The sequence below is a fragment of the Mangrovicoccus ximenensis genome (assembly GCF_003056725.1).
GTDB lineage: Bacteria > Pseudomonadota > Alphaproteobacteria > Rhodobacterales > Rhodobacteraceae > Mangrovicoccus > Mangrovicoccus ximenensis.
On the sequence record NZ_QBKZ01000001.1, the window covers coordinates 349,938 to 371,586 of the forward strand.

Sequence of the window (21,649 nt, forward strand, 5' to 3'; positions counted from 1 at the left end):
TGTCGTCGCCATTCGGACGGCCCTTGCGGCGGCGGCGGCGGCGGCGGCGCTTCGGCTGGCCGTCATCGTCGGTGTCCCGCTCTTCGGCAAGCTCGGAGCGGCCGGTTTCCTGCGGCTCGTCTTCCTGCTCCTGCACGTCCTCTTCCTCGATCTCGAGTTCGGGGAGATCGGAGGTGTCAACCGAGATGACCGGCGCGGAAGGCACCGGAACCGTGCGCGAGGCCGTCTTGAACCGCTCGACGGTGAAGTCGGGGTTGATCAGCGACGGGTCCGCCTCGATCCGGACCGACAGGCCGTAGCGCATCTCGATATTGGCGATATGCACCCGCTTGTTGTTCATCAGGTAGTTGGCGATGCCCACCGGACATTTCACCAGAACCTCGCGGGAGCGGCGGCGCACGCCCTCTTCCTCGATCTGGCGCAGGATCGACAGCGCCAGGCTGTCATCCGAGCGGATCAGGCCGGTGCCATGGCAGTGATGGCAGGGCTGCGTCGTCGCCTCGATCATGCCGGGGCGCAGGCGCTGGCGCGACATCTCCATCAGGCCGAAGCCCGAGATGCGGCCGACCTGGATGCGCGCGCGGTCGGTCTTCAGCTTGTCCTTGAAGCGCTTCTCGACGGCAGCGTTGTTCTTGCGCTCTTCCATGTCGATGAAGTCGATCACGATCAGGCCCGCGAGGTCGCGCAGGCGCAGCTGGCGCGCCACCTCGTCGGCGGCCTCCAGGTTCGTGTTCAGCGCGGTCTGCTCGATCGAGCCTTCCTTGGTCGCCTTGCCGGAGTTCACGTCGATCGCGACCAGCGCCTCGGTGACGCCGATGACGATGTAGCCGCCGGATTTCAGACGCACGACCGGATTGAACATCCCGTCGAGATAGCTTTCCACCTGGTGCCGCGCGAACAGGGGCAGCGGGTCGGTGTATTGCTGCACGTTCTTGGCGTGGGACGGCATGATCATCTTCATGAAGTCCTTGGCGTTGCGGTAGCCCGCCTCGCCCTCGACCAGGACTTCGTCGATCTCGCGGTTGTAGAGGTCGCGGATCGAGCGCTTGATCAGGTCGCCTTCCTCGTAGATCTTGGCGGGCGCGAAGGATTTCAGCGCCAGCTGCCGGATCTGCTCCCACAGCCGCTGCAGGTATTCGTAGTCGCGCTTGATCTCCGACTTGGTGCGCTTGGCGCCCGCGGTGCGGATGATCAGGCCCGCGCCTTCCGGTACGTCGAGCTCGGTCGCGATCTGCTTGAGCTTCTTGCGGTCTGCCGCCTGGGTGATCTTGCGGGAGATCCCGCCGCCGCGCGCGGTGTTCGGCATCAGCACGCAGTAGCGGCCCGCCAGCGACAGGTAGGTCGTCAGCGCGGCGCCCTTGTTGCCGCGCTCTTCCTTGACCACCTGGACCAGCATGATCTGCCGGACCTTGATGACTTCCTGGATCTTGTAGCGGCGCGGACGCGGCTTCTGGCTGCGCGGACGGCGCGCCTCCTCGACCTCTTCCTCGATGTCGTCGGTCTCGACGTCCTCGATGGTGTCGTCGTGCTCGGCCTCTTCCGGCTCGTTCTCGTGGAGCGGAACCTCGGACTCGGTCTCATCGGACTCGGCCGCTGCCTCGGCAGGCTCCTGCGAGGTCACGAAATCGGACGGACCGGAAGCCGCCATGTAGTTCGGCGGCGTCTTGTCGCCGGGCGTCTCCGCATCCTCTTCGGACCCGGTCTCTGCCGGGGTCTCTTCGGCTGCGTCCGCGGTGTCTTCGGCCGGAGCTTCCCCGGCAGCCGGAGCGTCCGGCTCGGCCGGAGTTTCCGCGGTTTCGATCGGGATCTCGACCGCTTCGGCGGGAACCTCGGTGGCTTCCGCTTCGGGCGCGACGGCTTCGACCGGCGCCTCGGGCGCGGCCTTTTCCTCGTCCCGGTCCGCCGGAACGTCGATCACCGCCATGGAACCGTCATCGGAACCGACCGGCGACAGCAGCGGATCTTCCTCGGGGGACAGGTCCACGACGTCCATGCCGGCGATGTCGCGGCTGCGGCCCTCTCCGGAGGATTTCCGCGATTTCGACGGCTTCGCATCGTCGCCGTCGCGCGACTTCGACCGGGTGCGGCGGCGCGACTTGCGCTGGCCTTCGCCCTCGCCGTCCTCGTCGTCGCGGTCCTTCAGCGATTCCGCATAGGCGCGTTCCTCGGCCATCAGCGCTTCGCGGTCGGCCACCGGGATCTGGTAGTAATCCGGGTGGATCTCCGAGAAGGCCAGGAAGCCGTGGCGGTTGCCGCCGTAATCGACGAAGGCAGCCTGGAGCGACGGCTCTACGCGCGTGACCTTTGCCAGGTAGATATTGCCAGCCAGCTGGCGCTTGTTTTCGGACTCAAAGTCGAATTCCTCGACTTTGCTGCCGTCGACCACGACGACCCGGGTCTCTTCCGGGTGCGTGGCATCGATGAGCATTTTCTTTGCCATTATAACTCTTGTCACCGCCCGGATGCCGGAGGCTCTGACGCCTGGACGGCGCACGGGCGTTATGTGGGGTAGAAGCAACGGCCGGAGCGGTGGATCGGGATACAGGGACAAGCGGCGTTCTCGCCCTCGCCTGTCCTGCCCTCAACCGATCCGGTTCCATCGCGTTTCATCCTTGGCCCGTCATCGGGGCCGGTTCGTGGCCCGCCGGTCCAGGCCGATGCGGGCGTTTGGATCCCCGTAAACGGGGAGTTTCGACTGGTCCGCGCCCCGCACCGGGTTTCGGCGCCAAGGGCGTTCCAGGGAAATCTATCATCGGGACACAGGCCCGGTGTCCCACTTAAACTGCACTTTGCACGAATGACAACGACAATTTGCGCGGGACCTGCCGCAACGGCCAGGTCCCGCTCAGGAAATGGGCTCAGGACATGTAGTCGGAGCGGGCCAGGCCGTATTTCTGCATCTTCTCGTTCAGCGTGCGGCGCGGCACGCAGAGCTCTTCCATCACCTTGGCGACCGAGCCCTTGTGGCGGCGCATGGTGTTGTCGATCAGCATTTTTTCGAAGGATTCCACGTATTCCTTCAAGGGCTTGCCTTCCTGGGTCATGGCCGGGGTCAGCGCCTCGTTATCCGCCATCAGGAGCGAGGTCAGCGTGCCCTTCTCGCGCCGCGCCTGCAGGACGGCACGATCGGCCATGTTCGAGAGCTGCCGCAGGTTGCCCGGCCAGGGCGCCTGCATCAGCTGCGCGGCATCCTGTGCCGAGAGATCGGGCACCTCGCAGCCGTATTCCTCGGCGGCGCGGCGCATCATCTGGTTGAACAGCGTCAGGATGTCGTCGCCGCGGGCGCGCAGCGGCGGCAGCGACAGCCGGTGGCAGCTCAGCCGGTGGAACAGGTCCGGGCGCAGACGGGCCTCGAGCGGCTCGGACAGGTCCTGCAGGTTCGAGATCGCGATCACCCGCGGCGCGGTGGATTCGTCCTCGGCATCGAGCCAGGCGACGAGCCTCACCTGCGCATCGGGATCGAGCGCTTCGACATCCTCCAGCACCAGCGTGCCGCCGCGCGCCTCGGCCAGAACCCCGGTGCCGCCCGCTTCCTCGTCGCCGAACAGCGCGGCTGCCTGCTGGGCGGGCGAGATCGAGGCGCAGAAGAACCGCTGCATCGGCTTCGCGGCCCGCGGACCGACCGCATGGAGCGCACGCGCGACAAGCGTCTTGCCGGTCCCGGTCTCGCCCTCGATCAGCACCGGCAGCGGCGACTGGCCGAAATCGAGGATGTCCTCGCGCAGCTGCACCATCTCGGCGCAGTTCCCGGCGAGCTGGCCGACCGGCGCCGAGCCGTCCGACAGTTCCTCGCGCAGCGCGCGGTTGTCGAGATTTGCGCGGCGCGCCTCGACGCCCTTGCGCACCAGCTCGGTCAGGCGCTCGGGATCGAAGGGCTTCTCCATGAAGTCCATCGCGCCGATCCGCATCGCCTCCACCGCCATCGGCACGTCGCCATGGCCGGTGATCATGATGACCGGCAGGCCGCTGTCGAGATGCATCAGCCGCTTGAGGAAGGCCATGCCGTCCATGCCGGGCATCTTGATGTCGGTGACCACCACGCCGGGCCAGCCGTTGCGGAGCACCGCCAGAGCGTCGAGCGCGCTGGGGAAGGTTTCGGTTTCGAAGCCCGAAAGGCTCAGCCACTGGCTGATCGACTGGCGCATGTCCGCCTCGTCGTCGACGATGGCAATCTTGATGACCTGCTTGCTCATGGCTCTACTCCGCCGCGGCGTCCGGTTGGCCGGACCTTGTTTGTGGTTCAGTTACGTCGGGATCCCCGGCCAGCGGCAGATCCATCTTGAAAATCGCGCCGCCGCCCGATCCGTTCCGCGCCGTCAGGCGGCCGCCGAAGGATTTGACGATGGTCGAGGAAATCGCGAGCCCCAGCCCGACCCCCTCGCCCGGCGGCTTGGTGGTGTAGAAGGGCTCGAAGAGATTGTTCAGGTCCTTTATCCCGGTGCCGTTGTCGCGCACCGAGAGCGTCGCCACCTCGCCCTCGCTCAAGACGATGTCGACCATCGGGTCCTCGGCCCCGGCCGTGGCGTCGAGCGCATTGCGCAGGAGGTTGACCAGAACCTGTTCGATCCGCACCGGATCGGCCATTACCACGACCGGATCCTCGGGCACGGTGCGGCTGACGCGCGCCGGGCTGCGGCTGAGCTGCGGCGCCATCATGTCGAGCACGGAATTGACGCAGTCGCGCAGGTCGACCTCGGTCAGGTCGTCGGTTTCCTTGCGGGCATGGGCCTTCAGCTGGCGGGTGATCGAGCCCATCCGGTCGATCAGCCCGTTGATCCGGTGAAAGGAGGACAGCGCCTCCTCGGTGCGCTGGCGCTGCATCAGGAGCCGCGCCCCCGCCAGATAGGTCTTCATCGCTGCCAGCGGCTGGTTCAGCTCGTGGCTGACCGCCGCCGACATTTCCCCCAGCGCCGCCATCTTCGAGGATTGCGCCAGAGACTGTTCCGCGACCTGCAGGCTGCGCTCGGCCTTCTCGCGCTCGGCGATCTCGGCCTGGAGCCGCTGGTTCAGCCGCCGGAGACGGTCGGATTCGCGCGCCAGCCGCGCCGAGCGGCGGTTCGAGGATTGCGACACCAGATAGAAGAGCAGCGCCAGCACGATGGCAAAGCCCATGACTTCCATCGCCAGCACCGCCGCCACCCGCTCGCGCACCTGGGCGAAAGAGGTGTAGGACACGAGCCGCCAGCCCTGGAAGGGCACGCGTGTCTCCTGCCGCATCATCGGCTCGCCCTCGACGAAGCCGTCGCCGGTCGCGCCCGCGAAGCCGCGCAGCACGCTGCCGGGCGAACCGCTGGAGGACTCGAGGAAATCCGTCTCGGTCAGGCCGGTCCAGCGCGGCGCGGTCGACAAGACGACCCGCCCGGTGCTGTCGACGACGAAGACCGCGTCCGACAGCCAGGCCCAGCGGGGCAGGAACTTCTTCAGGTCGACCTCGACCGCGATCACCCCGAGCGTGTCGCCGGCCTGCGCGACCCGGCGGCTGTAGAAGAAGGCCGTCGCCCCGGCCTCGGTCTGCACCGAGGTGTAGATCGTGTCGTTCGAGCGAAGCGCCTCGATGAAATAGCCCGCCGAGCGCTGGTTCTGGCCGAGGTTGCTGCGGTCCGAAGAGGCGACCACCCGCCCCGAGCTGTCGAGCAGCAGGAGCCGCGCGGCGCCGATCTCGTCGCGGTACTTGATCAGGAGCTGCGAGGTCTGGACGAAATCCTGCGACGACAGCGCGCCGAGCAGAAGCGGATCGCGCGACAGCAGCAGCGGCACCACTTCCTGGCGTTCGAGCTCGCCGATCAGGTTGCCGGAATAAAGCGCCAGCCGCACGTCCGAACGCGCCCGGCTGGTTTCCGAAAAACGCTGGCTGAGGATCTGGTTGGTCACCCAGATCATCCCCATGGCCGCAACGAAAAGACCGAGCACTGCGGCGCGCAGTGCCCAGGTCCGGTTGGGGCCCAGCGACGGGCGCAGCTTTTCCAGTTTCCGTGTCACGCGGGGAACGTAGGCGCGCATGCGGGAAAATCCAAGCACGCCTGCGCGGCGGGCCGCCCGGTAGGCGGAGCGCCGCGCGTGCCGGGCCGCGTCAGGCCGAGACCAGCGACTCGGCCAGGGCCTTGAACATGGCCACGCCGTCGGTGCCGCCATGCAGCGCGTCGACCGCGCGTTCGGGATGCGGCATCAGCCCCAGCACCCGGCGGTTCGACGACAGGACGCCCGCGATGCGGTCGTCGGCGCCGTTGATGTCCTCGGCATAGCGGAAGGCGATGCGGTCCTCGTCCTTCAGCCGGGCCATCAGGTCGCCGGCGGCCCGGTAGCTGCCGTCATGGTGCGCGACCGGGATCTCGATCTTCTGGCCCTTCTCGTAGCCCGAAGTGAAGATGCTGTCCGCGGTCTCGACCACCAGGTCGACCGGCTTGCAGACGAATTTCAGGTTCGAGTTGCGCATCAGCGCGCCGGGCAGCAGCCCGGTCTCGGTCAGCACCTGGAAGCCGTTGCAGACGCCCAGCACGGCACCGCCGGCCTTGGCGAAATCGACCACGGCGCGGCAGATCGGCGAATTCGCGGCAATGGCGCCGCAGCGCAGGTAGTCGCCGAAGGAGAACCCGCCCGGGATGCCGACGATGTCGACATTGTCCGGAAGGCCGCTTTCGCCGTGCCAGACCATGGTGGTCTCGGCGCCGGTCACCTCGCGGAAGGCCACCGCCATGTCGCGGTCGCAGTTCGATCCGGGAAAGACGATGACAGCAGCGCGCATCACAGGATCTCGATCTGGTAGCTTTCGATCACGGTATTGGCGAGCAGCTTCTCGCACATCGCGGTCACGCTGTGGCGCGCCGCTTCCGGATCGGTTTCGGCGAGGTCGAGCTCGATCACCTTGCCCTGGCGCACGCCGCCGACGCCCTCGAAGCCGAGGTTCCCGAGAGCGGTGCGCACCGCCTCGCCCTGCGGATCGAGCACCCCGTTGCGCAGCATCACCATAACCCGTGCTTTCATGGTCGTCCCTTGTCTCTTAGTCCCGGTGCGGGCAGTCGCGCCCGCCTCTAGGGGGTAGCCCGAGGGGAATCAACTCCCCTCTGAGGCTTTCCGGCGGAACTGGATGACCGTCCCGCCTCCCGGCTTTCAATTGATCAGCGTCGGCTTGATCGGGGTGGCCTGCGCGGGCAGCACGCCGAGACGCTTCGCCACTTCGGAATAGGCATCCGTCAGGCTGCCCAGATCCTGGCGGAACACGTCCTTGTCCAGTTTCTGGCCGGTCTTGACGTCCCACAGGCGGCAGCTGTCGGGGCTGATCTCGTCGGCGACGATCAGGCGCTGGTAGTCGCCGTCCCAGACCCGGCCGATCTCGATCTTGAAGTCGACCAGCTGGATGCCGACGCCATGCATGACGCCCGACAGGAAGTCGTTCACCCGCAGCGCGAGCGCGATCATGTCGTCGAGGTCCTGCTGCGAGGCCCAGCCGAAGGCGATGATGTGCTCTTCGGTGACCAGCGGGTCGCCCAGCTTGTCGTCCTTGTAGCAGAACTCGACGATCGGGCGCGGCAGCGCGGTGCCTTCTTCGAGGCCGAGGCGCTTGGCGAGGCTGCCTGCCGCGCGGTTGCGCACGATCACCTCGAGCGGGATGATTTCCACCGCGCGGATCAGCTGCTCGCGCATGTTGATGCGGCGGATGAAGTGAGTCGGGACGCCGATCGCGGCCAGACCGCCCATGAAGAATTCGGACAGGCGGTTGTTCAGGACGCCCTTGCCTTCGATCACGTCTTTCTTCTGCGCGTTGAAGGCGGTGGCGTCGTCCTTGAAGTACTGGACGAGCGTGCCGGGCTCAGGACCTTCGTAAAGGATCTTGGCCTTTCCTTCATAGATTTTCTTGCGACGTGCCATTGCGTAATCCACCTGGGAGAGAGGCGCGCTTCTGGCGCCGGGTGGGCGTCATATACGGCAAGGCCACACATCCCGCAAGGACGCGGGGAAATCCCTTGTACGGCCCATCAAAACAGCCAAATATGTGATTGGACGCGCACTAGAAGGGAGATGGTGCCATGACCACTTTTGATCAACGAGAAATGGCCTTCGAGGCGATGTTCGTCCGCAGCGAGGAGATGACCTTCAAGGCAATCGCCCGCCGCGACCGCGCGCTGGCCCGCTGGGCCGGCAGCCTGCTGGGCAAGACCGGCGACGAGCTGGCGGACTACGTCGTCGAGGTCGTGCGCGCCGATATTGACGATCCGCGCCATTTGGCCGTCCTGATCAAGATCCGCGAGGATCTGGGCGACCTGACCACCGAAGAGCAGATCAAGGAGAAAATGGTCGAGTTCTTCGCCCAGGCCAAGGCCGACATCGCCGCGGAGACCTGATCTTAACCCTCTGTAAGGGCTGATCTCCCCGAAGCCGCGCCCCGCGCGGCTTCCGTTAGGCTTTCCTTTGTACAGCCGTCCTATCGTCTCCCCGGGTTCGGGGAACAGAGGGGACGACCATGCCACCGATCATCACGGATGCGGGCCGCATCCGGCTCGCCTCGCCGCGCGCACTGGCGCGCGCCCTCGTCGCGCCTGCCATTACCGTTCTGCTTCTGCTGGCCTTCCGAGACAAGCTCCTGTCGGTCGATTTCGCCGAGACCCGCGCCGCCTTCTCCCGGATCGCGCCGGCTGCCTGGCTGCAGGCTGCGGCGCTCGCAGGGCTCGGCTACTGGGCGCTCGGCCGCTTCGACGCCATCGCCCACCGCATGTTCCATACCGGCGTCGGCCAGAAGCTGGCCCGCCGTGCCGGCATGGCAGCCATGGCGGTATCGCAGACCTTGGGGGTCGGCATCCTGACCGGCGCGCTGGCGCGCTGGCGGCTGATTCCCGGGCTCAGCCCGGCCCGCGCGCTGATGCTCTCCACCGTCATGGCGGCCGGGTTCTTCGTCATCTGGGCCTGGCTCAGCATGGCCGCGCTGATGCTGCATCCCGAGCTGGAGCCCGACACCGCCGCCGCCGCCCGCGCAGGCTTCTGGATCACCTCCCTGCTCGGCGCGGCGCTGGCCTTCTGGCCGAACGGGCTGGCGCGGAAGGCACGGCGGCGGCTGCGCAGCAGCGGCATCGGCATGCGCAGCATCGCGGCGATGACCTTCTATGCGGTGCTCGACATGCTGGCCGCCGCCGGGGTGATGCATGTGCTGCTCGACGGGGCGGCGGCGGTGCCGCTCCATGTCATGGTGCCGGTCTTCCTGCTGTCGCTCGGCGCCGGGCTGATGGCCGGAACCCCCGCAGGGCTCGGCGCCTTCGAGCTGACCATACTGTCTCTGCTGCCGACGGTCGACCCCGCCCTGCTAGTCGCGGCGATCACGGGCTACCGGCTGGTCTATTTCGCCATTCCCGCCGCGTTGGCCACCGTCGCCCTGGCTGCGCCCGCGCTGATCCGGCCGAAACACGGCGCGATCGAGCTGGAATGGCGCCGCGGCGCCGAAGTCGGCTGCGCGAATACCGAACTGGGCCGGGCGCTTGCGGAATGCTCGCTTGCCGAGGCGCATCTGGTGCGCCAGCCGGGGCTCGGGCTGCTGTGGTCGGCCTCGCTAGCTGCCGCCGGCAGCGGCCGGAGGCGGCGCGGAGCTACCCTGGCCGGGGACGGCGGCAACCGCCCCGCCGCCGTAGCTCTGCGCAGCCGAGGTCAGGCCGGCCTGCATCGCGAGGTCATATTGCCGTTTCTCTTCCTCCGACGCTCCGGCATCGGCCAGGCCGCCGGACCCGTCCTGCTGCGGTTCCCCGTCAGCAGGACCGGCGCGGCCGTCGAACAGCCGGTACGGCGCATACCAGACCTTCTCCCAAGCCTGGCGGATCCGCTCGCGCTCCGTCGAGTTCAGCGACGCCCGGTTGGTCAACACCATGCTGCGCTCGCTGAGTGACACCAGCGACGAGAAGGTCGTGTTCAGGAACTCCTGGTCCCGCTCGGACACCACATCGCCATTGGCGTAGATGTCGTAGACGCCGATCGCCAGATCCGTCATCCGCCGCAGCGACGCTTCCTGCTGGAACCGCTCGATATCTTGCAGCAGCAGGCTGGTCTTGTTGTAGAGGTTCGTCAGCATCCCCGTCACGCCGACAAAGAAGATGATGACCACGACCAGGACAAACCTGCTGAAGGTGTTGCGGTACATCGCCAGCTTGCCCGACCGGAACTTGCGGATCTGCTGCAGCGTGTATGGCTGCACCAGCTTCAGCGTCCGCACGACCTCGCTGTGCAGCGCCTGCGCCTCGGGACTGTCATAGCTGAGCTCGTCCTCGTCATCCTTGCGCTCCGCCGCGCCGAGCGCCTTGATCAGCCGGTCGTCCTTTATGGCCCCGGTTTCCACCCCGACCTGGTTGAGCTTGCGGGCGTCCTTCAGAAGCTGGTCAAGTTCCGGTGCACGCGCCATCTGGGTCGCTACCCCGCCGTCCCGTAGACCCAGCCGGCCTGCTGGTGGAAGCAGGCGCAGGTCGTGCCGACCGGCTGCGGCGCCGGCAGCCAGCACCAGAAATACGGCGTGAAGCAGACGGTTCCCGGCGGATGCGGCGGCACCTGCGCCTCGGCCGGACGCCGCGACACCTGCAGGAGAGCCGCCGCCAGCGCGAGGATGGCGAGCAACGGCAAGACCGCTTTGGCCGGACGGACCATGTTCCCCCCCGTTACATGAAAAAATTCACATAAACGAGACAGGAGAAGCTTCCCCTATGTCAAGCCCCTCGCGCAGGGGCTCCGCCCCCGCCGGCAACCGGCAGACCCGCCGCGGCGCGGAGCGCGGCCCGGACAAGGCTCCGGGCAAAGCGGGGTCAGAAAGGCGCGGGCACCGAGAAGGTCATGCCCTGCCCGCCTTCCGGATTGCGGAAGCGCAGCCGCTCGGCATGCAGCATCAGCCGGGGATATTCCAGCGCCGGGCCGTCGGCGTAGAAGGGGTCGCCCAGGATCGGATGGCCGAGGCTCAGCATGTGGACCCGCAGCTGGTGGCTGCGTCCGGTCAGCGGGTTCAGCCGCACCCGGCTCTCGCCGTCGCCGGCCTTGATGCGCTTCCATTCGGTGACCGCGTTGCGGCCGGTCTCGTGGCAGACCTTCTGCAGCGGCCGGTTCGGCCAGTCGACGATCAGCGGCAGATCCACCACGCCCTCGGCTTCGGCCATCTCGCCCCAGACGCGGGCGACATAGGCCTTCTTCACCTGCCGCTTCTCGAATTGCAGCCCCAGATGCCGCTGCGCATGCTTGGTCAGCGCGAAGACCATGACCCCCGAAGTGTCGCGGTCGAGCCGGTGCACCAGCAGCACTTCGGGGAAGATCCCCTGCAGCCGCGAGATCAGGCAATCCGCCAGATGCTCGCCCCGCCCCGGCACCGACAGGAGGCCCGAGGGCTTCTCCACCACCAGCAGGTGCTGGTCGTGATGCAGGATGTTCAGCGGGTCGGTCGGCGGGTCGTAGGGCGCGGTGCCCGGAACGAATTTCGGCATCGGAAGGACCTCGGCAGCGGCGGTCAAGGGCCGGACATGCCCGCTTGCCCCGCCGAAGACAAGTCCGGGCCGCGTGCAAAATGCCGAAAAACGTGGCACAAGAAAGCGTACCGCACGAATCCGGAGCATTCCGGCCCGGATTTCCGGCCGGTCAAATTGAATTCACGCAAGCGCGACCCGATATCGGTCGGGAAGCGGGCGCCGGGCGACCATGACGCCCCGCTTGGCATGTTCAATAGCTAGGAGTTATGGCCGTGAGCAAGGCGATGGAACGCCTCGACAATTTCCTTCACAAGGACACCAGCGCGGGCATCGTGCTGATCATTGCGACCATTCTGGCCCTGGCTGCCAGCAATTCGGGTCTGGCGGAAGCGTACAACCACTTCCTCCACATGCACATGAGCATCGAGATCGGCAGCCTGGTCATCGACAAGGGGCTGAGCCACTGGATCAATGACGGCCTGATGGCGATCTTCTTCTTCCTCGTCGGGCTGGAGATCAAACGCGAGCTGGTGCAGGGCGACCTGTCGAGCTTCGACAAGGCGATGCTGCCGCTCCTCGCCGCGATCGGCGGCATGGCCGGCCCGGCGCTGATCTACTGGGCGATCAACATGAACTCGCCCGAGACGATCCAGGGCTGGGCAATCCCGGCGGCGACCGACATCGCCTTCGCGCTCGGGATCCTGGCGCTGGTCGGCGCGCGCGCGCCGGTCTCGCTGAAGATCCTGCTCCTGGCGATCGCGATCATCGACGATCTCGGCGCGATCATCATCATCGCCGCCTTCTACAGCTCCGACATGTCCATGGTCGCGCTCGGCGTGGCGGCGATCGGCGTGGTGGCGGCGATCGGCCTGAACCGGCTGGGGGTCAACCGCGCCTTTCCCTATGTCGCCTGCCTGATCTTCGTCTGGGTCTGCGTGCTGAAATCGGGCGTCCATGCCACGCTCGCGGGCGTGCTGATCGCGCTGACCGTGCCGCTGACCACCAAGGACGGCGAGGAAGGCCTGGCCCCGAAGATGGAGCACGGGCTGCATGTCTATGTCAGCTTCCTGATCCTGCCGATCTTCGCCTTCGCCAATGCCGGCGTGGACCTGTCGGGCATCACCGCCGACATGATGCTGAGCCCGGTGCCGCTCGGAATCGCCGCGGGCCTGTTCTTCGGCAAGCAGGCGGGCGTGTTCCTGATCGTGCTGGCGATGGGCCTGACCGGGCTCGCGCGGCTGCCCAAAGGCGCCAACTGGGCACAGATCTACGGCCTGGCCTGCCTGACCGGGGTCGGCTTCACCATGAGCCTGTTCATCGGCAGCCTCGCCTTCACCGGCGAGACCCTGATGAACGAGGTGCGGCTGGGCGTGCTGGCGGGCTCGATCCTGTCGGGCGTGGTGGGCTTCGCCGTGCTCTATCTCAGCGGCAAGCCCGCCGAGGCGCAGAGCCCGCGGCGCCAGGGCCACGCCGCCTGAAGCAGCCGTCCGGACAAATGCGGAAGGCGCGGGGACCATTCCCCGCGCCTTTTTTCATGCGTGCCCGCCAAAGGGCGGCCGCTCAGAAATCGATGGCGATGCCCTTCTTCTCCCAGTCGCCGTAGCGCACGGGCTCGGGCCCGTCGCGGCCGCCCAGCTCCTTGGGCAGCGCCGCTGCCGCCTCGGCGGCCTTGCGGCGTTCCTCGGCTTCCTTCAGCGCGCGGAGCGCGTCAGCGGATGCCGCGGCGCGGGCCCGGCGGCGACCTGCAGCTCCTCGAACACCGCCGGCGGCACCATCTTCGGCGGCTCCGGCTGCTTCGACCGCTCGATCTGAAGCGCCGCCACCCCGAGCAGCAGCACCGCCGCCGCCAGCCCGAAGACCAGCCCCGCCAGCATTCCCCGCGTCATCCGTCCCAACGATTCCCGCCCCGTTCCATCGTCCAACCCCCATTCGTCCTGCCCGCGCGCCGAGCATAGCAGATCGTCCTTTGCCGGCGCCATCCTCGCCCCCGCCCCTTGACCATGGCCGCGCTAAGGGTGCAACTGCGTCCCAGACCGAAGGACCCGCCATGCTTCTGCTCATCGATAACTACGACAGCTTCACTTACAACCTGGTCCATTATTTCGGCGAACTCGGCGCCGATGTGGACGTGCACCGCAACGACGCGCTGAGCGTGCAGGAGGCGCTGGCGAAGCGCCCCTCGGGCATCGTGCTCTCGCCCGGCCCCTGCGATCCCGCGCAGGCGGGCATCTGCCTCGAGCTGACCACGGCCGCCGCCGCCGCGGGCGTGCCGCTCTTCGGCGTCTGCCTCGGCCACCAGACCATCGGCGAAGCCTTCGGCGGAAACGTGGTCCGCGCGGGCGAGATCGTCCACGGCAAGATGGGCACCATCCATCACGAGGGCAAAGGCGTCTTCGCCGGGCTGCCCTCGCCGCTCATGGGCACGCGCTACCATTCGCTGATCGTCGACCGCGCCACGCTTCCGGACTGCCTCGAGGTGACGGCATGGCTGGAGGACGGCACGATCATGGGGCTGCGCCACCGCGAGCTGCCCGTCGAGGGCGTGCAGTTCCACCCCGAGAGCATCCGCAGCGAGCATGGACACCAGATGCTCAAGACTTTCCTCGACGGGCTGAAGGAACCGGCATGAGCGACGACATCAAACCCCTGATCGGCAAGGCCGCCGACGGACCGTTGACCCGCGCCGAAGCCGAGGCCGCCTTCCTCGCGCTGTTCGAGGGCCGCGCGACGCCCGCGCAGATCGGCGGCTTCCTCATGGCGCTCAGGACCCGCGGCGAGACGGTGGACGAGATCACCGCCGCCGCCAAGGTGATGCGCTCGAAATGCAGCAAGGTCACCGCCCCCGAGGGCGCGATCGACATCGTCGGCACCGGCGGCGACGGCAAGGGCACGCTGAACATCTCCACCGCGACGGCCTTCGTCGTGGCAGGCGCGGGCGTGCCGGTCGCCAAGCACGGCAACCGCAACCTGTCGTCGAAATCGGGCTCGGCCGACGCGCTCGGGCAGATGGGCGTGAATGTCATGGTTCCGCCCGAGGTCGTGCAGAAGGCGCTCGATGCCTGCGGCATCGCCTTCATGATGGCGCCGATGCACCACCCGGCGATGAAGCATGTCGGCCCGTCACGGGTCGAGCTCGGCACCAGGACGATCTTCAACATCCTCGGGCCGCTTTCGAACCCCGCCGAAGTGAAGTTCCAGCTGACCGGCGCCTTCACTGCGGCGCTGATCCGGCCGATGGCCGAAGTGCTGGGCCAGCTCGGCACCACCCGCGCCTGGCTGGTCCACGGCTCCGACGGCACCGACGAGCTGACCATCACCGGCACCTCCGAGGTCGCCGAGCTGAAGGACGGCAAGGTCGCCGAATTCCAGATCCACCCCGAGGAGGCCGGCCTGCCGGTGCATCCCTTCGAGGACATCGTCGGCGGCACGCCCGAAGAGAACGGCATCGCCTTCCGGGCGCTCCTGAACGGCACCAAGTCCGCCTATCGCGATGCGGTGCTCCTGAACTCCGCAGCCGCCCTGCTGATCGCCGGGAAGGCGTCCGACCTGAAGGACGGCGCCGCCATGGCCGCGGAAAGCATCGACAGCGGCGAGGCCTTCTGCAAGGTCGAAGCCCTCGCCCGCATTACTTCGGAGGTGACGGCATGAGCGAGACCGTCCTCGACCGCATCAAGGCCTACAAGCTGGAGCATGTCGCTGCCTGCAAGCAGGCCGTGCCCCTTTCGGAAATCGAAGCGCGCGCCCGCGCCGCCTCGCCCGTGCGCCCCTTCGGCCGCGCGCTGCACGAGGCCAGCCAGCAGGGCTACGGGCTGATCGCCGAGGTCAAGAAGGCGAGTCCCTCCAAGGGGCTGATCCGCCCGGATTTCGATCCGCCCGCGATCGCCGCCGCCTATGAGGAAGGCGGCGCGACCTGCCTGTCCGTTCTGACCGACGGGCCGAGCTTCCAGGGCGCCGACGAATTCCTGGTGGCGGCGCGCGGAGCAGTGTCGCTGCCGGTGCTGCGCAAGGACTTCATGTACGACACCTACCAGGTGGCCGAGGCCCGCGCGCTCGGCGCGGACTGCATCCTGATCATCATGGCCAGCGTCTCCGACGCCCAGGCGCAGGAGCTCGAGGCCGCCGCCGCCGACTGGGGCATGGACGCGCTGATCGAGGTGCACAACCAGGAGGAGCTGGAGCGCGCGAGCGCCCTGAAATCCTCCCTCCTCGGCATCAACAACCGCAACCTGAAGACCTTCGAGACCTCGCTCGACACCACCCGGACGCTGGCCAAGCGCGCGCCGCTCGACCGGATGCTGGTCGGCGAAAGCGGGCTCTTCACCCGCGAGGATCTGGCGGACATGGCGCGCTACGGCGTGCGCTGCTTCCTGATCGGCGAAAGCCTGATGCGCCAGGACGATGTCGCCACCGCGACCCGCACCCTGCTCTCGCAGCCGCTGACCTCGGGCGGAGGCATGTGATGCTCACCCATTTCGACGCCAAGGGCGACGCGCATATGGTCGATGTCTCGGAAAAGGCGGTGACCTCGCGGGTCGCCGTGGCCGAGGGCGCGGTGCGCATGTCGGCCGAGACGCTTCGTCTGGTGACCGAGGGCACCGCCAAGAAGGGCGACGTGCTGGGCGTGGCGCGGCTGGCCGGGATCATGGGGGCGAAGCGCACCTCCGACCTGATCCCGCTCTGCCATCCGCTGCCGGTGACCAAGGTCGCGGTCGAGCTGGCCCCGGACGAGACCCTGCCGGGCGTGCGGATCGAGGCCACGGTGAAGACCACCGGCCAGACCGGCGTCGAGATGGAAGCGCTGACCGCCGTCTCGACGGCCGCGCTGACCGTCTATGACATGCTGAAGGCGGCGCAGAAGGACATGGAGATCCTCGGCATCCGCGTGATGCTGAAGGAAGGCGGCAAGTCCGGCCGCTACGAGGCAGCCCCGTGATTTCCGTGGACGAGGCGCTGGCGCGGATCTTCGCGCTGGTCACGCCGATGCCGACCGAGAGCGTCCCGCTGCTGCGGGCTGCCGGACGGGTCCTTGCCGAGCCCGCCATTGCCCGCCGCACCCAGCCGCCCTTCGCCGCCTCCGCCATGGACGGCTACGCGGTCCGCGGCGAGGACCCGGGCGCATAGCCGTCGGGCAGGGCGTCGAGCGGCGCGAGGGGCCGGTGAGAGGCGGCAAGCAGCGTATTGGCCAGGCCGCGCGCGCTGACGGGCCCCTGCACCGCGTCGACATGCGGATAGAGGTCGCGCAGGATCGCGTGGATGCCGCGTTCCAGCCGGCCGCCGGGGCTGTCGATCAGGTTCACGTAGACCGGCCCGCCGGTGATCTCGCGCAGGCGCCGGTAGGTCTCGGCCGTCGCCAGATGCGCCGGGACCGACGAGGACGAGAACGCGTCCATTACCGCGGCATCGAAGCGGCGCCCGGTTTCGTTGATGAAGACGCGGCCGTCGGCATGCACGATCCCGAGTCGGCCGGGACCTCCGGCATCGCCGGGGGCGGCCTCATGGCCCGTCCGTTCGATCATTGCGGCGGCGGCTGGCAGGTGCCGGCGCACGACTTCGGTGACGAGCGGATCGATCTCGACCGCGACGGCTCTGGCCTCCGGGCGCGAGGCCAGGAGGCGGGCGGGCAGGGTATATCCGCCGCCGCCGACGAAGAGCACGGCGGCTTCCGGCCCCAGATCGCGGTCCATGCGCGCCCAGACCCATTGCGCGTAGGGAGGCCACCTTGCAGCCCGCCGCGAGGAAGCCCTCGAGGCAGGCCCGCCCGATGCCGCCGGCCCCGCCGGTGACGACCGCGACCTTGCCGTCAAGCGCCAGCCAGTCCGCGCCGCTCATGCCGCACCTGCCAGATGGCGGCCGGTGATGTAGCCGAAGGTCATCGCCGGACCCAGCGTGATGCCCGCGCCGGGATAGTTGCCGCCCATGATCGAGGCCCGGTCATTGCCGACCGCATAGAGGCCGGGGATGGCCGCGCCCTGCCGGTCGAGCACCTGGCCCTCCACCGTGGTCTCGAGCCCGTCGAAGGTGCCCAGATCGCCCATCACCACCTTGACCGCGTAGAACGGCCCGGCCTCCAGGGGCGCGACGCAGGGATTGGGGGTGTTCTCGGGATCGGCGAGATAACGGTTGAAGGCGGTCGAGCCGCGGCCGAATTCCGGATCCTCGCCCTGCCGCGCCGTGGCGTTGTAGCCCGCCACCGTGGCCTCGAGCCCGGCCGGGTCGATGCCGCAGGCCGCCGCCAGCTCCGCCAGCGTCTTTCCGCTTTTCAGATAGCCCGTCCGCTTGAACAGCTGCGGCGGCACCGGCGAGGGCTTGGCAAAGCCCAGCCCGTATTTCGCCAGCGCCCGGCGGTCGGCGACCAGCCAGCAGGCGGTCTCGGCCTCGCCCTCGCAGGCCCGGATCAGCGCCGCGCCGACATCGTGATAGCTCTCGCTTTCGTTGGTGAAGCGCCGCCCGTCCTTCAGCACCGCGATGATGCCCGGCTTGTAGCGGTCCAGAAGATGCGGGAAGGCGATCGTCCTGCCCTTGCCCGACGGCACCTCGGAGACCGGCATCCAGGCCGAAGTGTTGGCGAAGCGCAGGTCGAACTTGCCGCCCGCCGCCACGCCCAGATCGATGCCGTCGCCGGTATTGCCCTCGGGCACCGGGGTGACATGGGTGCCGCCGCGCCGCAGATGCGGATAGGCCTTGCGGATTTTCTCCAGATCGCGGGCGAAGCCGCCGGCCGCCAGCACCACGCCCTTGCGCGCCCGGATCGTGACCTTGCCCGACGGCGCCGCCACGACGGCGCCGGTCACCCCGCCCGGCCCGGACAGGAGTTCATCCGCGGGCGCCGAGGTATGGATCGGAATGCCCAGATCGAAGCAGCTTTTCGCCAGCCGCGCCGCCAGCGCGTTGCCCGAGGTCACCTTGGTGCCGCGGCCGTAGCGCAGCACCTCGACGAAATGCGCCGCCAGCCGCCGCGCGACATAGGCGAAGGACGTCACCGACTTGGTGGCGTTGAAAAAATGCTTGATGTCGGCATTCGAGGAATTGAACATCATCCCCATGAAGGTGATGGTCTTCAGGGGCGGGCGCAGCCGCGCCATGTCCTTGCCGAGCCCGGTCGTGTCATAGGGCGCGGCCAGCACCGAGCGGCCGGTCTCGACCCCGCCCGGAACCGTCGGGTGATAGTCGGGATAGAGCGTCGGCACGAAGGCGACCTCGGTCTCGCGCTCGAAGAAATCGAGCATCTCCGGCCCGGTCTCCAGATAGGCCTCGACCGCGGCGGCGTCGTAGAAATTGCCGGTCTCTTCGCGCATGTAGCGCCGCGCCTCGTCGCGGCTGTCGGGGACGCCGCAATGGCGGTTGCCGGGAACCCAGAGCACCCCGCCGGAAAAGGCGGTGGTGCCGCCGAAGACCGGCTCCTTCTCGATCACGACCACGTCGAGCCCGTGCTTGGCGGCGGTGACCGCCGTGGCCAGCCCGCCCGCGCCCGAGCCGATCACCAGCACGTCGCATTCCTGCCCGTCTCGGAGCATCTCTTGCATCTCGTTCCTCCCGGAATTGGCGGCACGCGGCCTCTCCCCGGCGCGTGCCCATGGCGGCAATCTGGCCTCGGCGGGCCACGGAAGGAATGGACGGCGGCTGCCGAAAATTGCATATTTGCCGCGCGGAATTCACGGTCCGCAGGCGCGGGAGGCGCCGGCACGGAGGAGGACACAGATGCTCGATCTCGAAATACCCCTTTGCTTTCTGTATGGTGACCCGATTTCGGATGTCGAGATGGACTTCCTCCATATCGAGCCGATCCGGGAACGATCCGGGGCGCATGATTGGATTATTCAGGAGCATTCCCATCCGGAGCATGTGCAGATCCTTCTGGTCGAGCATGGCGGCGGGCTCTACCGCGTGGAGGGCGAGGAGATCGCCGTGCCGACCGGCAGCCTGATCCTGGTGCCCGCGGGGCTGGTCCACGGCTTCGAGTTCTCGGCAGGAACCGACGGTTTCGTGATCAATGCAGCGACCGCCTATCTGCGCGCGGTGGCGGGACAGGACATGCGCCTGCTGGAGCCGCTGTCGCAGCCCGCGGTGCATCCGGTGGCCGAGACCGACCCGGCGACCTCGATGATCCCGGCGCTGTTCCGCGGCTGCTACCGCGAATATGTCTGGTCGGCGCCGGGGCGGCGCGCTGCGATCCGCGGCCAGGTGCTGCAGATGCTGGTGGCGCTGATGCGCGCGGCGGCACAGCCGCCGCATCGGCGGCCGACTGGACCGAGGCCGGGCCGGTTTCCGGCGAGACCACGCGGATCCCGCAGCCCGGCGCCCAGGCCTGGAGCATCGCCTCGCGGCGCGCGATCTCGGCCGGTCCGGCGCTCCGGTGGAGCGGACTGGCCAGCTGGTAGATCAGACGTATCCTGTCCGGCATGTCCGACATGACGGGTCCTTCCTGTCTTGAGGCGGTCCGGAGGATCAGAACGCGCGTTGCAGTCCGACGAGTTTCTGCACCAGCCCCACGCCGACCAGCGACAAGAGGATCGAGATCGTCGCGGCGGCCGCAGCCGTCGGCTTGAACTCGTAGGTGAGGAAGTCGAAGAGGGCGAGCGGCAGGGTGTTGCCGCCGATCGGCTTGAGCAGAAGCGAGATCGTGTAGAGGTCGAAACTGTTGATGAAGGCGAAGATCCCGCCCATCGCCAGGCCCGGCATCACCAAGGGCAGCGTCACCAGCCGGAAGGTCTGCCAGCCGGTCGCCCCGAGGCTCGCCGAGGCCTCGTCGAGCGCCCGCGGCACCGGCCGCATCGCCGCCGAGATCGACACGTAGGCATAAGGGAAGGACATCAGGATATGGCCGATCTGCAGCCCCAGCCCGGTCTTGCCGAGACCGATCTTGTAGAGGAAGAACAGGAGCCCCACCGCGGTCAGCAGTTCCGGCACCAGCAGCGGCAGCGTCATGCCGAGCTGGAACCAGCCGCCGAGCTTGCCGGTGATCACCTGCCCCGCCAGCGCCGCCATCATGGCGATCGCCATGGTGACGACCGCCGTGACCGCGCCGACCTTCAGCGACAGCAGCAGGCCGTCGATCAGGTTCTTGCGGCCGAGGAACTCGGCATACCATTGCAGCGAGAACCCCTCCGGCGGGAAGGCCATCAGCTGGCCCGAGGTGAAGGAGGCGCCGATGATCGTGACCAGCGGCATCAGCAGGAAGACGTAGAGCAGGACGATCAAAAGGCCGAAGCCGAGCGTGACAGGCCCCTGGTTCGCGAAGGCGGAGCGGTTCATGCGCGGGCCCTTTCCATCCATTTCCAGGTGAAGAGCGTGAAGGCCAGCACCACGCCGAGGGTCGAGAGCGAGAGCACGATCGCCAGCGCCGAGCCGAGCGGCCAGCGGAAGGTGCCGGTCAGCTCGCCGATGATCAGGGTCGGCATGTAGGTGACCATCTGGCCGCCGAGCAGCGCCGGGGTCACATAGGCCGCCACGGCCAGCACGTAGACCAGGATCACGCCGGGCTGGATGCCCGGGAAGCTGAGCGGCAGGATCACGTCGCGGAACGCGGCGACCCGGCTGGCGCCCATCGAGGCGGCGGCCTCCGACAGCTCCGGCGGGATGTTCCTGAGCGCGTTGTTGATCGGCAGCACCATGAAGGGCACGAAGACATGCACCAGGGCCAGGATGACCAGCGTCTGGGTGAACAGGAGCCTGAGCGGCGCGTCGATGATGCCCATGGCGATCAGCGTGTCGTTCACCGGCCCGTCGAGGGCGGCGGCGATCATCCAGCCGAAGTTGCGCACCAGCACCCCGGTCATCAGCGGCGAGGCGATGGCGGCGTAGAGCAGCACCGCCTTCATTCCCTTGGCCTTCGACAGGTGCCAGGCGATCGGGTAGCTGACGATCAGGCACAGCAGCGTGACCAGCGCGGCGGTCCAGAGCGAGCGGAACAGCACGCCCCAGTAATAGCCGTCGCCGAAGATGCGCGCGTAATGCATCGCGGTGTAGTCGTCGCCGAACGGCTCGGACGTGCCCGGCGTGCGGAAGCTCATCTCCACCATGTTGGTGATCGGCAGGATCATGAAGACGAAGATCAGCGCCACGGCCGGCAGCGCCAGCCACAGCTTCATGCGGGCGGAACGGGTCATGCCGCGACCTCGGGCATGATCCAGGCATGGTCCAGGTCGACCGCGATGCCGACCTCGTCGCCGGTGGCGACCGGGGCGTTCGGCGGCGCGGTCAGCTTCAGCCGCGCGCCGTCGGGCAGCGCCACC

Annotated in this window: 22 protein-coding genes and 2 pseudogenes; 9 read left to right on the forward strand and 15 right to left on the reverse strand. The window is 67.9% G+C overall.

Going from position 1 to position 21,649, the window contains the following annotated elements; all coding sequences use genetic code 11:
- Window positions 1–244: 244 nt before the first annotated feature.
- The 6 genes and pseudogenes from C7T91_RS02120 to purC all read right to left on the reverse strand — a co-directional run.
- Window positions 245–2,440: pseudogene (locus C7T91_RS02120) on the reverse strand (Rne/Rng family ribonuclease); the annotation flags it as partial.
- Window positions 2,441–2,858: 418 nt separating this feature from the next.
- Window positions 2,859–4,193 carry a sigma-54-dependent transcriptional regulator gene (locus C7T91_RS02125; protein ID WP_108257801.1) on the reverse strand — a complete coding sequence of 445 codons (1,335 nt, stop codon included), beginning with the start codon at window positions 4,191–4,193 and terminating at the stop codon, window positions 2,859–2,861.
- 4 nt (window positions 4,194–4,197) lie between these two features.
- The gene (locus tag C7T91_RS02130) at window positions 4,198–6,000 is read right to left on the reverse strand and encodes a sensor histidine kinase (protein WP_108257802.1); all 1,803 of its coding nucleotides are present in this window, start codon (window positions 5,998–6,000) and stop codon (window positions 4,198–4,200) included.
- A gap of 70 nt (window positions 6,001–6,070) precedes the next feature.
- A complete protein-coding gene (gene purQ / locus C7T91_RS02135) occupies window positions 6,071–6,742 on the reverse strand; it encodes a phosphoribosylformylglycinamidine synthase subunit PurQ (protein ID WP_108257803.1) in 672 nt (223 codons plus the stop codon).
- Window positions 6,742–6,981, reverse strand: coding sequence for a phosphoribosylformylglycinamidine synthase subunit PurS (purS, locus tag C7T91_RS02140; protein ID WP_108257804.1), 240 nt, complete (start codon window positions 6,979–6,981; stop codon window positions 6,742–6,744). Before purS ends, purQ begins: the two co-directional genes overlap by 1 nt.
- A 126-nt stretch (window positions 6,982–7,107) precedes the next feature.
- Window positions 7,108–7,866: a phosphoribosylaminoimidazolesuccinocarboxamide synthase gene (gene purC, locus C7T91_RS02145; RefSeq protein ID WP_108257805.1), complete on the reverse strand. Its 759-nt coding sequence runs from the start codon at window positions 7,864–7,866 to the stop codon at window positions 7,108–7,110.
- Between the two features lie 158 nt (window positions 7,867–8,024).
- On the opposite strand from purC, the gene C7T91_RS02150 reads away from it, so the two are divergent.
- Both C7T91_RS02150 and C7T91_RS02155 read left to right on the forward strand, forming a co-directional pair.
- Window positions 8,025–8,339, forward strand: a complete 315-nt coding sequence (locus tag C7T91_RS02150; protein ID WP_108257806.1) for a DUF1476 domain-containing protein — start codon at window positions 8,025–8,027, stop codon at window positions 8,337–8,339.
- Between the two features lie 119 nt (window positions 8,340–8,458).
- Window positions 8,459–9,865 (forward strand): hypothetical protein, encoded by a 1,407-nt coding sequence (locus C7T91_RS02155; protein ID WP_108257807.1) that lies wholly within the window; start codon window positions 8,459–8,461, stop codon window positions 9,863–9,865.
- 518 nt (window positions 9,866–10,383) lie between these two features.
- Here C7T91_RS02155 and C7T91_RS02165 read toward each other — a convergent pair.
- Together C7T91_RS02165 and C7T91_RS02170 are read right to left on the reverse strand one after the other, a co-directional pair.
- Window positions 10,384–10,590 (reverse strand): hypothetical protein, encoded by a 207-nt coding sequence (locus tag C7T91_RS02165; protein ID WP_145962746.1) that lies wholly within the window; start codon window positions 10,588–10,590, stop codon window positions 10,384–10,386.
- Window positions 10,591–10,769: 179 nt separating this feature from the next.
- Window positions 10,770–11,435: an RluA family pseudouridine synthase gene (locus C7T91_RS02170; RefSeq protein ID WP_108258453.1), complete on the reverse strand. Its 666-nt coding sequence runs from the start codon at window positions 11,433–11,435 to the stop codon at window positions 10,770–10,772.
- A 254-nt stretch (window positions 11,436–11,689) separates the two neighbouring features.
- On the opposite strand from C7T91_RS02170, the gene nhaA reads away from it, so the two are divergent.
- Entirely contained in the window at window positions 11,690–12,895 is a 1,206-nt protein-coding gene (gene nhaA, locus C7T91_RS02175; RefSeq protein ID WP_236637925.1) for a Na+/H+ antiporter NhaA, read from the forward strand.
- 82 nt (window positions 12,896–12,977) lie between these two features.
- On the opposite strand, the gene C7T91_RS02180 is transcribed toward nhaA, so the two are convergent.
- Window positions 12,978–13,112, reverse strand: coding sequence for a DUF1674 domain-containing protein (locus C7T91_RS02180; protein ID WP_108258455.1), 135 nt, complete (start codon window positions 13,110–13,112; stop codon window positions 12,978–12,980).
- On the reverse strand, window positions 13,109–13,303 hold the full coding sequence (locus C7T91_RS33210) for a hypothetical protein (RefSeq protein WP_201742000.1): 195 nt from the start codon (window positions 13,301–13,303) through the stop codon (window positions 13,109–13,111). The genes C7T91_RS02180 and C7T91_RS33210 overlap by 4 nt, the downstream gene beginning before the upstream one ends.
- 161 nt (window positions 13,304–13,464) lie before the next feature.
- Here C7T91_RS33210 and C7T91_RS02185 point away from each other — a divergent pair, with 161 nt between their 5' ends.
- The 5 genes and pseudogenes from C7T91_RS02185 to C7T91_RS02205 all read left to right on the forward strand — a co-directional run.
- Window positions 13,465–14,046, forward strand: a complete 582-nt coding sequence (locus tag C7T91_RS02185; RefSeq protein ID WP_108257810.1) for an anthranilate synthase component II — start codon at window positions 13,465–13,467, stop codon at window positions 14,044–14,046.
- The gene (gene trpD / locus C7T91_RS02190) at window positions 14,043–15,065 is read left to right on the forward strand and encodes an anthranilate phosphoribosyltransferase (protein ID WP_108257811.1); all 1,023 of its coding nucleotides are present in this window, start codon (window positions 14,043–14,045) and stop codon (window positions 15,063–15,065) included. The genes C7T91_RS02185 and trpD overlap by 4 nt, the downstream gene beginning before the upstream one ends.
- A complete protein-coding gene (gene trpC, locus C7T91_RS02195; protein ID WP_108257812.1) occupies window positions 15,062–15,877 on the forward strand; it encodes an indole-3-glycerol phosphate synthase TrpC in 816 nt (271 codons plus the stop codon). Before trpD ends, trpC begins: the two co-directional genes overlap by 4 nt.
- Window positions 15,877–16,350 (forward strand): cyclic pyranopterin monophosphate synthase MoaC, encoded by a 474-nt coding sequence (gene moaC, locus C7T91_RS02200; protein ID WP_108257813.1) that lies wholly within the window; start codon window positions 15,877–15,879, stop codon window positions 16,348–16,350. The genes trpC and moaC overlap by 1 nt, the downstream gene beginning before the upstream one ends.
- A pseudogene (locus C7T91_RS02205) lies at window positions 16,347–16,532 on the forward strand (molybdopterin molybdenumtransferase MoeA); the annotation flags it as partial. The gene moaC and the pseudogene C7T91_RS02205, both read left to right, overlap by 4 nt.
- Here the strand turns inward: C7T91_RS02205 and C7T91_RS02210 are convergent.
- Together C7T91_RS02210 and C7T91_RS02220 are read right to left on the reverse strand one after the other, a co-directional pair.
- A complete protein-coding gene (locus C7T91_RS02210; protein WP_201741938.1) occupies window positions 16,505–17,101 on the reverse strand; it encodes a spermidine synthase in 597 nt (198 codons plus the stop codon). The pseudogene C7T91_RS02205 and the gene C7T91_RS02210 overlap by 28 nt on opposite strands.
- Before the next feature lie 141 nt (window positions 17,102–17,242).
- Window positions 17,243–18,940, reverse strand: coding sequence for an FAD-dependent oxidoreductase (locus C7T91_RS02220; protein ID WP_108257815.1), 1,698 nt, complete (start codon window positions 18,938–18,940; stop codon window positions 17,243–17,245).
- 235 nt (window positions 18,941–19,175) lie between these two features.
- On the opposite strand from C7T91_RS02220, the gene C7T91_RS02225 reads away from it, so the two are divergent.
- Complete coding sequence (locus C7T91_RS02225) at window positions 19,176–19,829, forward strand: AraC family ligand binding domain-containing protein (RefSeq protein ID WP_269099540.1); 654 nt, start codon at window positions 19,176–19,178, stop codon at window positions 19,827–19,829.
- Between the two features lie 33 nt (window positions 19,830–19,862).
- Here C7T91_RS02225 and C7T91_RS02230 read toward each other — a convergent pair whose 3' ends face one another.
- From C7T91_RS02230 to C7T91_RS37695, 3 genes are read right to left on the reverse strand one after another with little or no spacing between them, the layout of a single operon-like run.
- Window positions 19,863–20,669 (reverse strand): ABC transporter permease, encoded by an 807-nt coding sequence (locus C7T91_RS02230; RefSeq protein ID WP_108257817.1) that lies wholly within the window; start codon window positions 20,667–20,669, stop codon window positions 19,863–19,865.
- Window positions 20,666–21,523, reverse strand: coding sequence for an ABC transporter permease (locus tag C7T91_RS02235; RefSeq protein WP_236637927.1), 858 nt, complete (start codon window positions 21,521–21,523; stop codon window positions 20,666–20,668). The genes C7T91_RS02230 and C7T91_RS02235 overlap by 4 nt, the downstream gene beginning before the upstream one ends.
- On the reverse strand, window positions 21,520–21,648 hold the full coding sequence (locus tag C7T91_RS37695; RefSeq protein ID WP_269099542.1) for a hypothetical protein: 129 nt from the start codon (window positions 21,646–21,648) through the stop codon (window positions 21,520–21,522). Before C7T91_RS37695 ends, C7T91_RS02235 begins: the two co-directional genes overlap by 4 nt.
- Between the last annotated feature and the right edge of the window lies 1 nt (window position 21,649).

Bases quoted from the DNA above. Each gene is read 5' to 3' on its own strand.
- C7T91_RS02210 (WP_201741938.1), bottom strand. From the start codon at position 17,101: ATGGACCGCGATCTGGGGCCGGAAGCCGCCGTGCTCTTCGTCGGCGGC.
- trpC (WP_108257812.1), top strand. From the start codon at position 15,062: ATGAGCGAGACCGTCCTCGACCGCATCAAGGCCTACAAGCTGGAGCAT.
- C7T91_RS02150 (WP_108257806.1), top strand. From the start codon at position 8,025: ATGACCACTTTTGATCAACGAGAAATGGCCTTCGAGGCGATGTTCGTC.
- C7T91_RS02230 (WP_108257817.1), bottom strand. From the start codon at position 20,669: ATGAACCGCTCCGCCTTCGCGAACCAGGGGCCTGTCACGCTCGGCTTC.
- purQ (WP_108257803.1), bottom strand. From the start codon at position 6,742: ATGCGCGCTGCTGTCATCGTCTTTCCCGGATCGAACTGCGACCGCGAC.
- C7T91_RS02170 (WP_108258453.1), bottom strand. From the start codon at position 11,435: ATGCCGAAATTCGTTCCGGGCACCGCGCCCTACGACCCGCCGACCGAC.
- purS (WP_108257804.1), bottom strand. From the start codon at position 6,981: ATGAAAGCACGGGTTATGGTGATGCTGCGCAACGGGGTGCTCGATCCG.
- C7T91_RS02185 (WP_108257810.1), top strand. From the start codon at position 13,465: ATGCTTCTGCTCATCGATAACTACGACAGCTTCACTTACAACCTGGTC.
- C7T91_RS02130 (WP_108257802.1), bottom strand. From the start codon at position 6,000: ATGCGCGCCTACGTTCCCCGCGTGACACGGAAACTGGAAAAGCTGCGC.
- C7T91_RS33210 (WP_201742000.1), bottom strand. From the start codon at position 13,303: ATGACGCGGGGAATGCTGGCGGGGCTGGTCTTCGGGCTGGCGGCGGCG.
- C7T91_RS02155 (WP_108257807.1), top strand. From the start codon at position 8,459: ATGCCACCGATCATCACGGATGCGGGCCGCATCCGGCTCGCCTCGCCG.
- C7T91_RS02225 (WP_269099540.1), top strand. From the start codon at position 19,176: ATGGACTTCCTCCATATCGAGCCGATCCGGGAACGATCCGGGGCGCAT.
- C7T91_RS02125 (WP_108257801.1), bottom strand. From the start codon at position 4,193: ATGAGCAAGCAGGTCATCAAGATTGCCATCGTCGACGACGAGGCGGAC.
- purC (WP_108257805.1), bottom strand. From the start codon at position 7,866: ATGGCACGTCGCAAGAAAATCTATGAAGGAAAGGCCAAGATCCTTTAC.
- moaC (WP_108257813.1), top strand. From the start codon at position 15,877: ATGCTCACCCATTTCGACGCCAAGGGCGACGCGCATATGGTCGATGTC.
- C7T91_RS02235 (WP_236637927.1), bottom strand. From the start codon at position 21,523: ATGACCCGTTCCGCCCGCATGAAGCTGTGGCTGGCGCTGCCGGCCGTG.
- trpD (WP_108257811.1), top strand. From the start codon at position 14,043: ATGAGCGACGACATCAAACCCCTGATCGGCAAGGCCGCCGACGGACCG.
- C7T91_RS02220 (WP_108257815.1), bottom strand. From the start codon at position 18,940: ATGCAAGAGATGCTCCGAGACGGGCAGGAATGCGACGTGCTGGTGATC.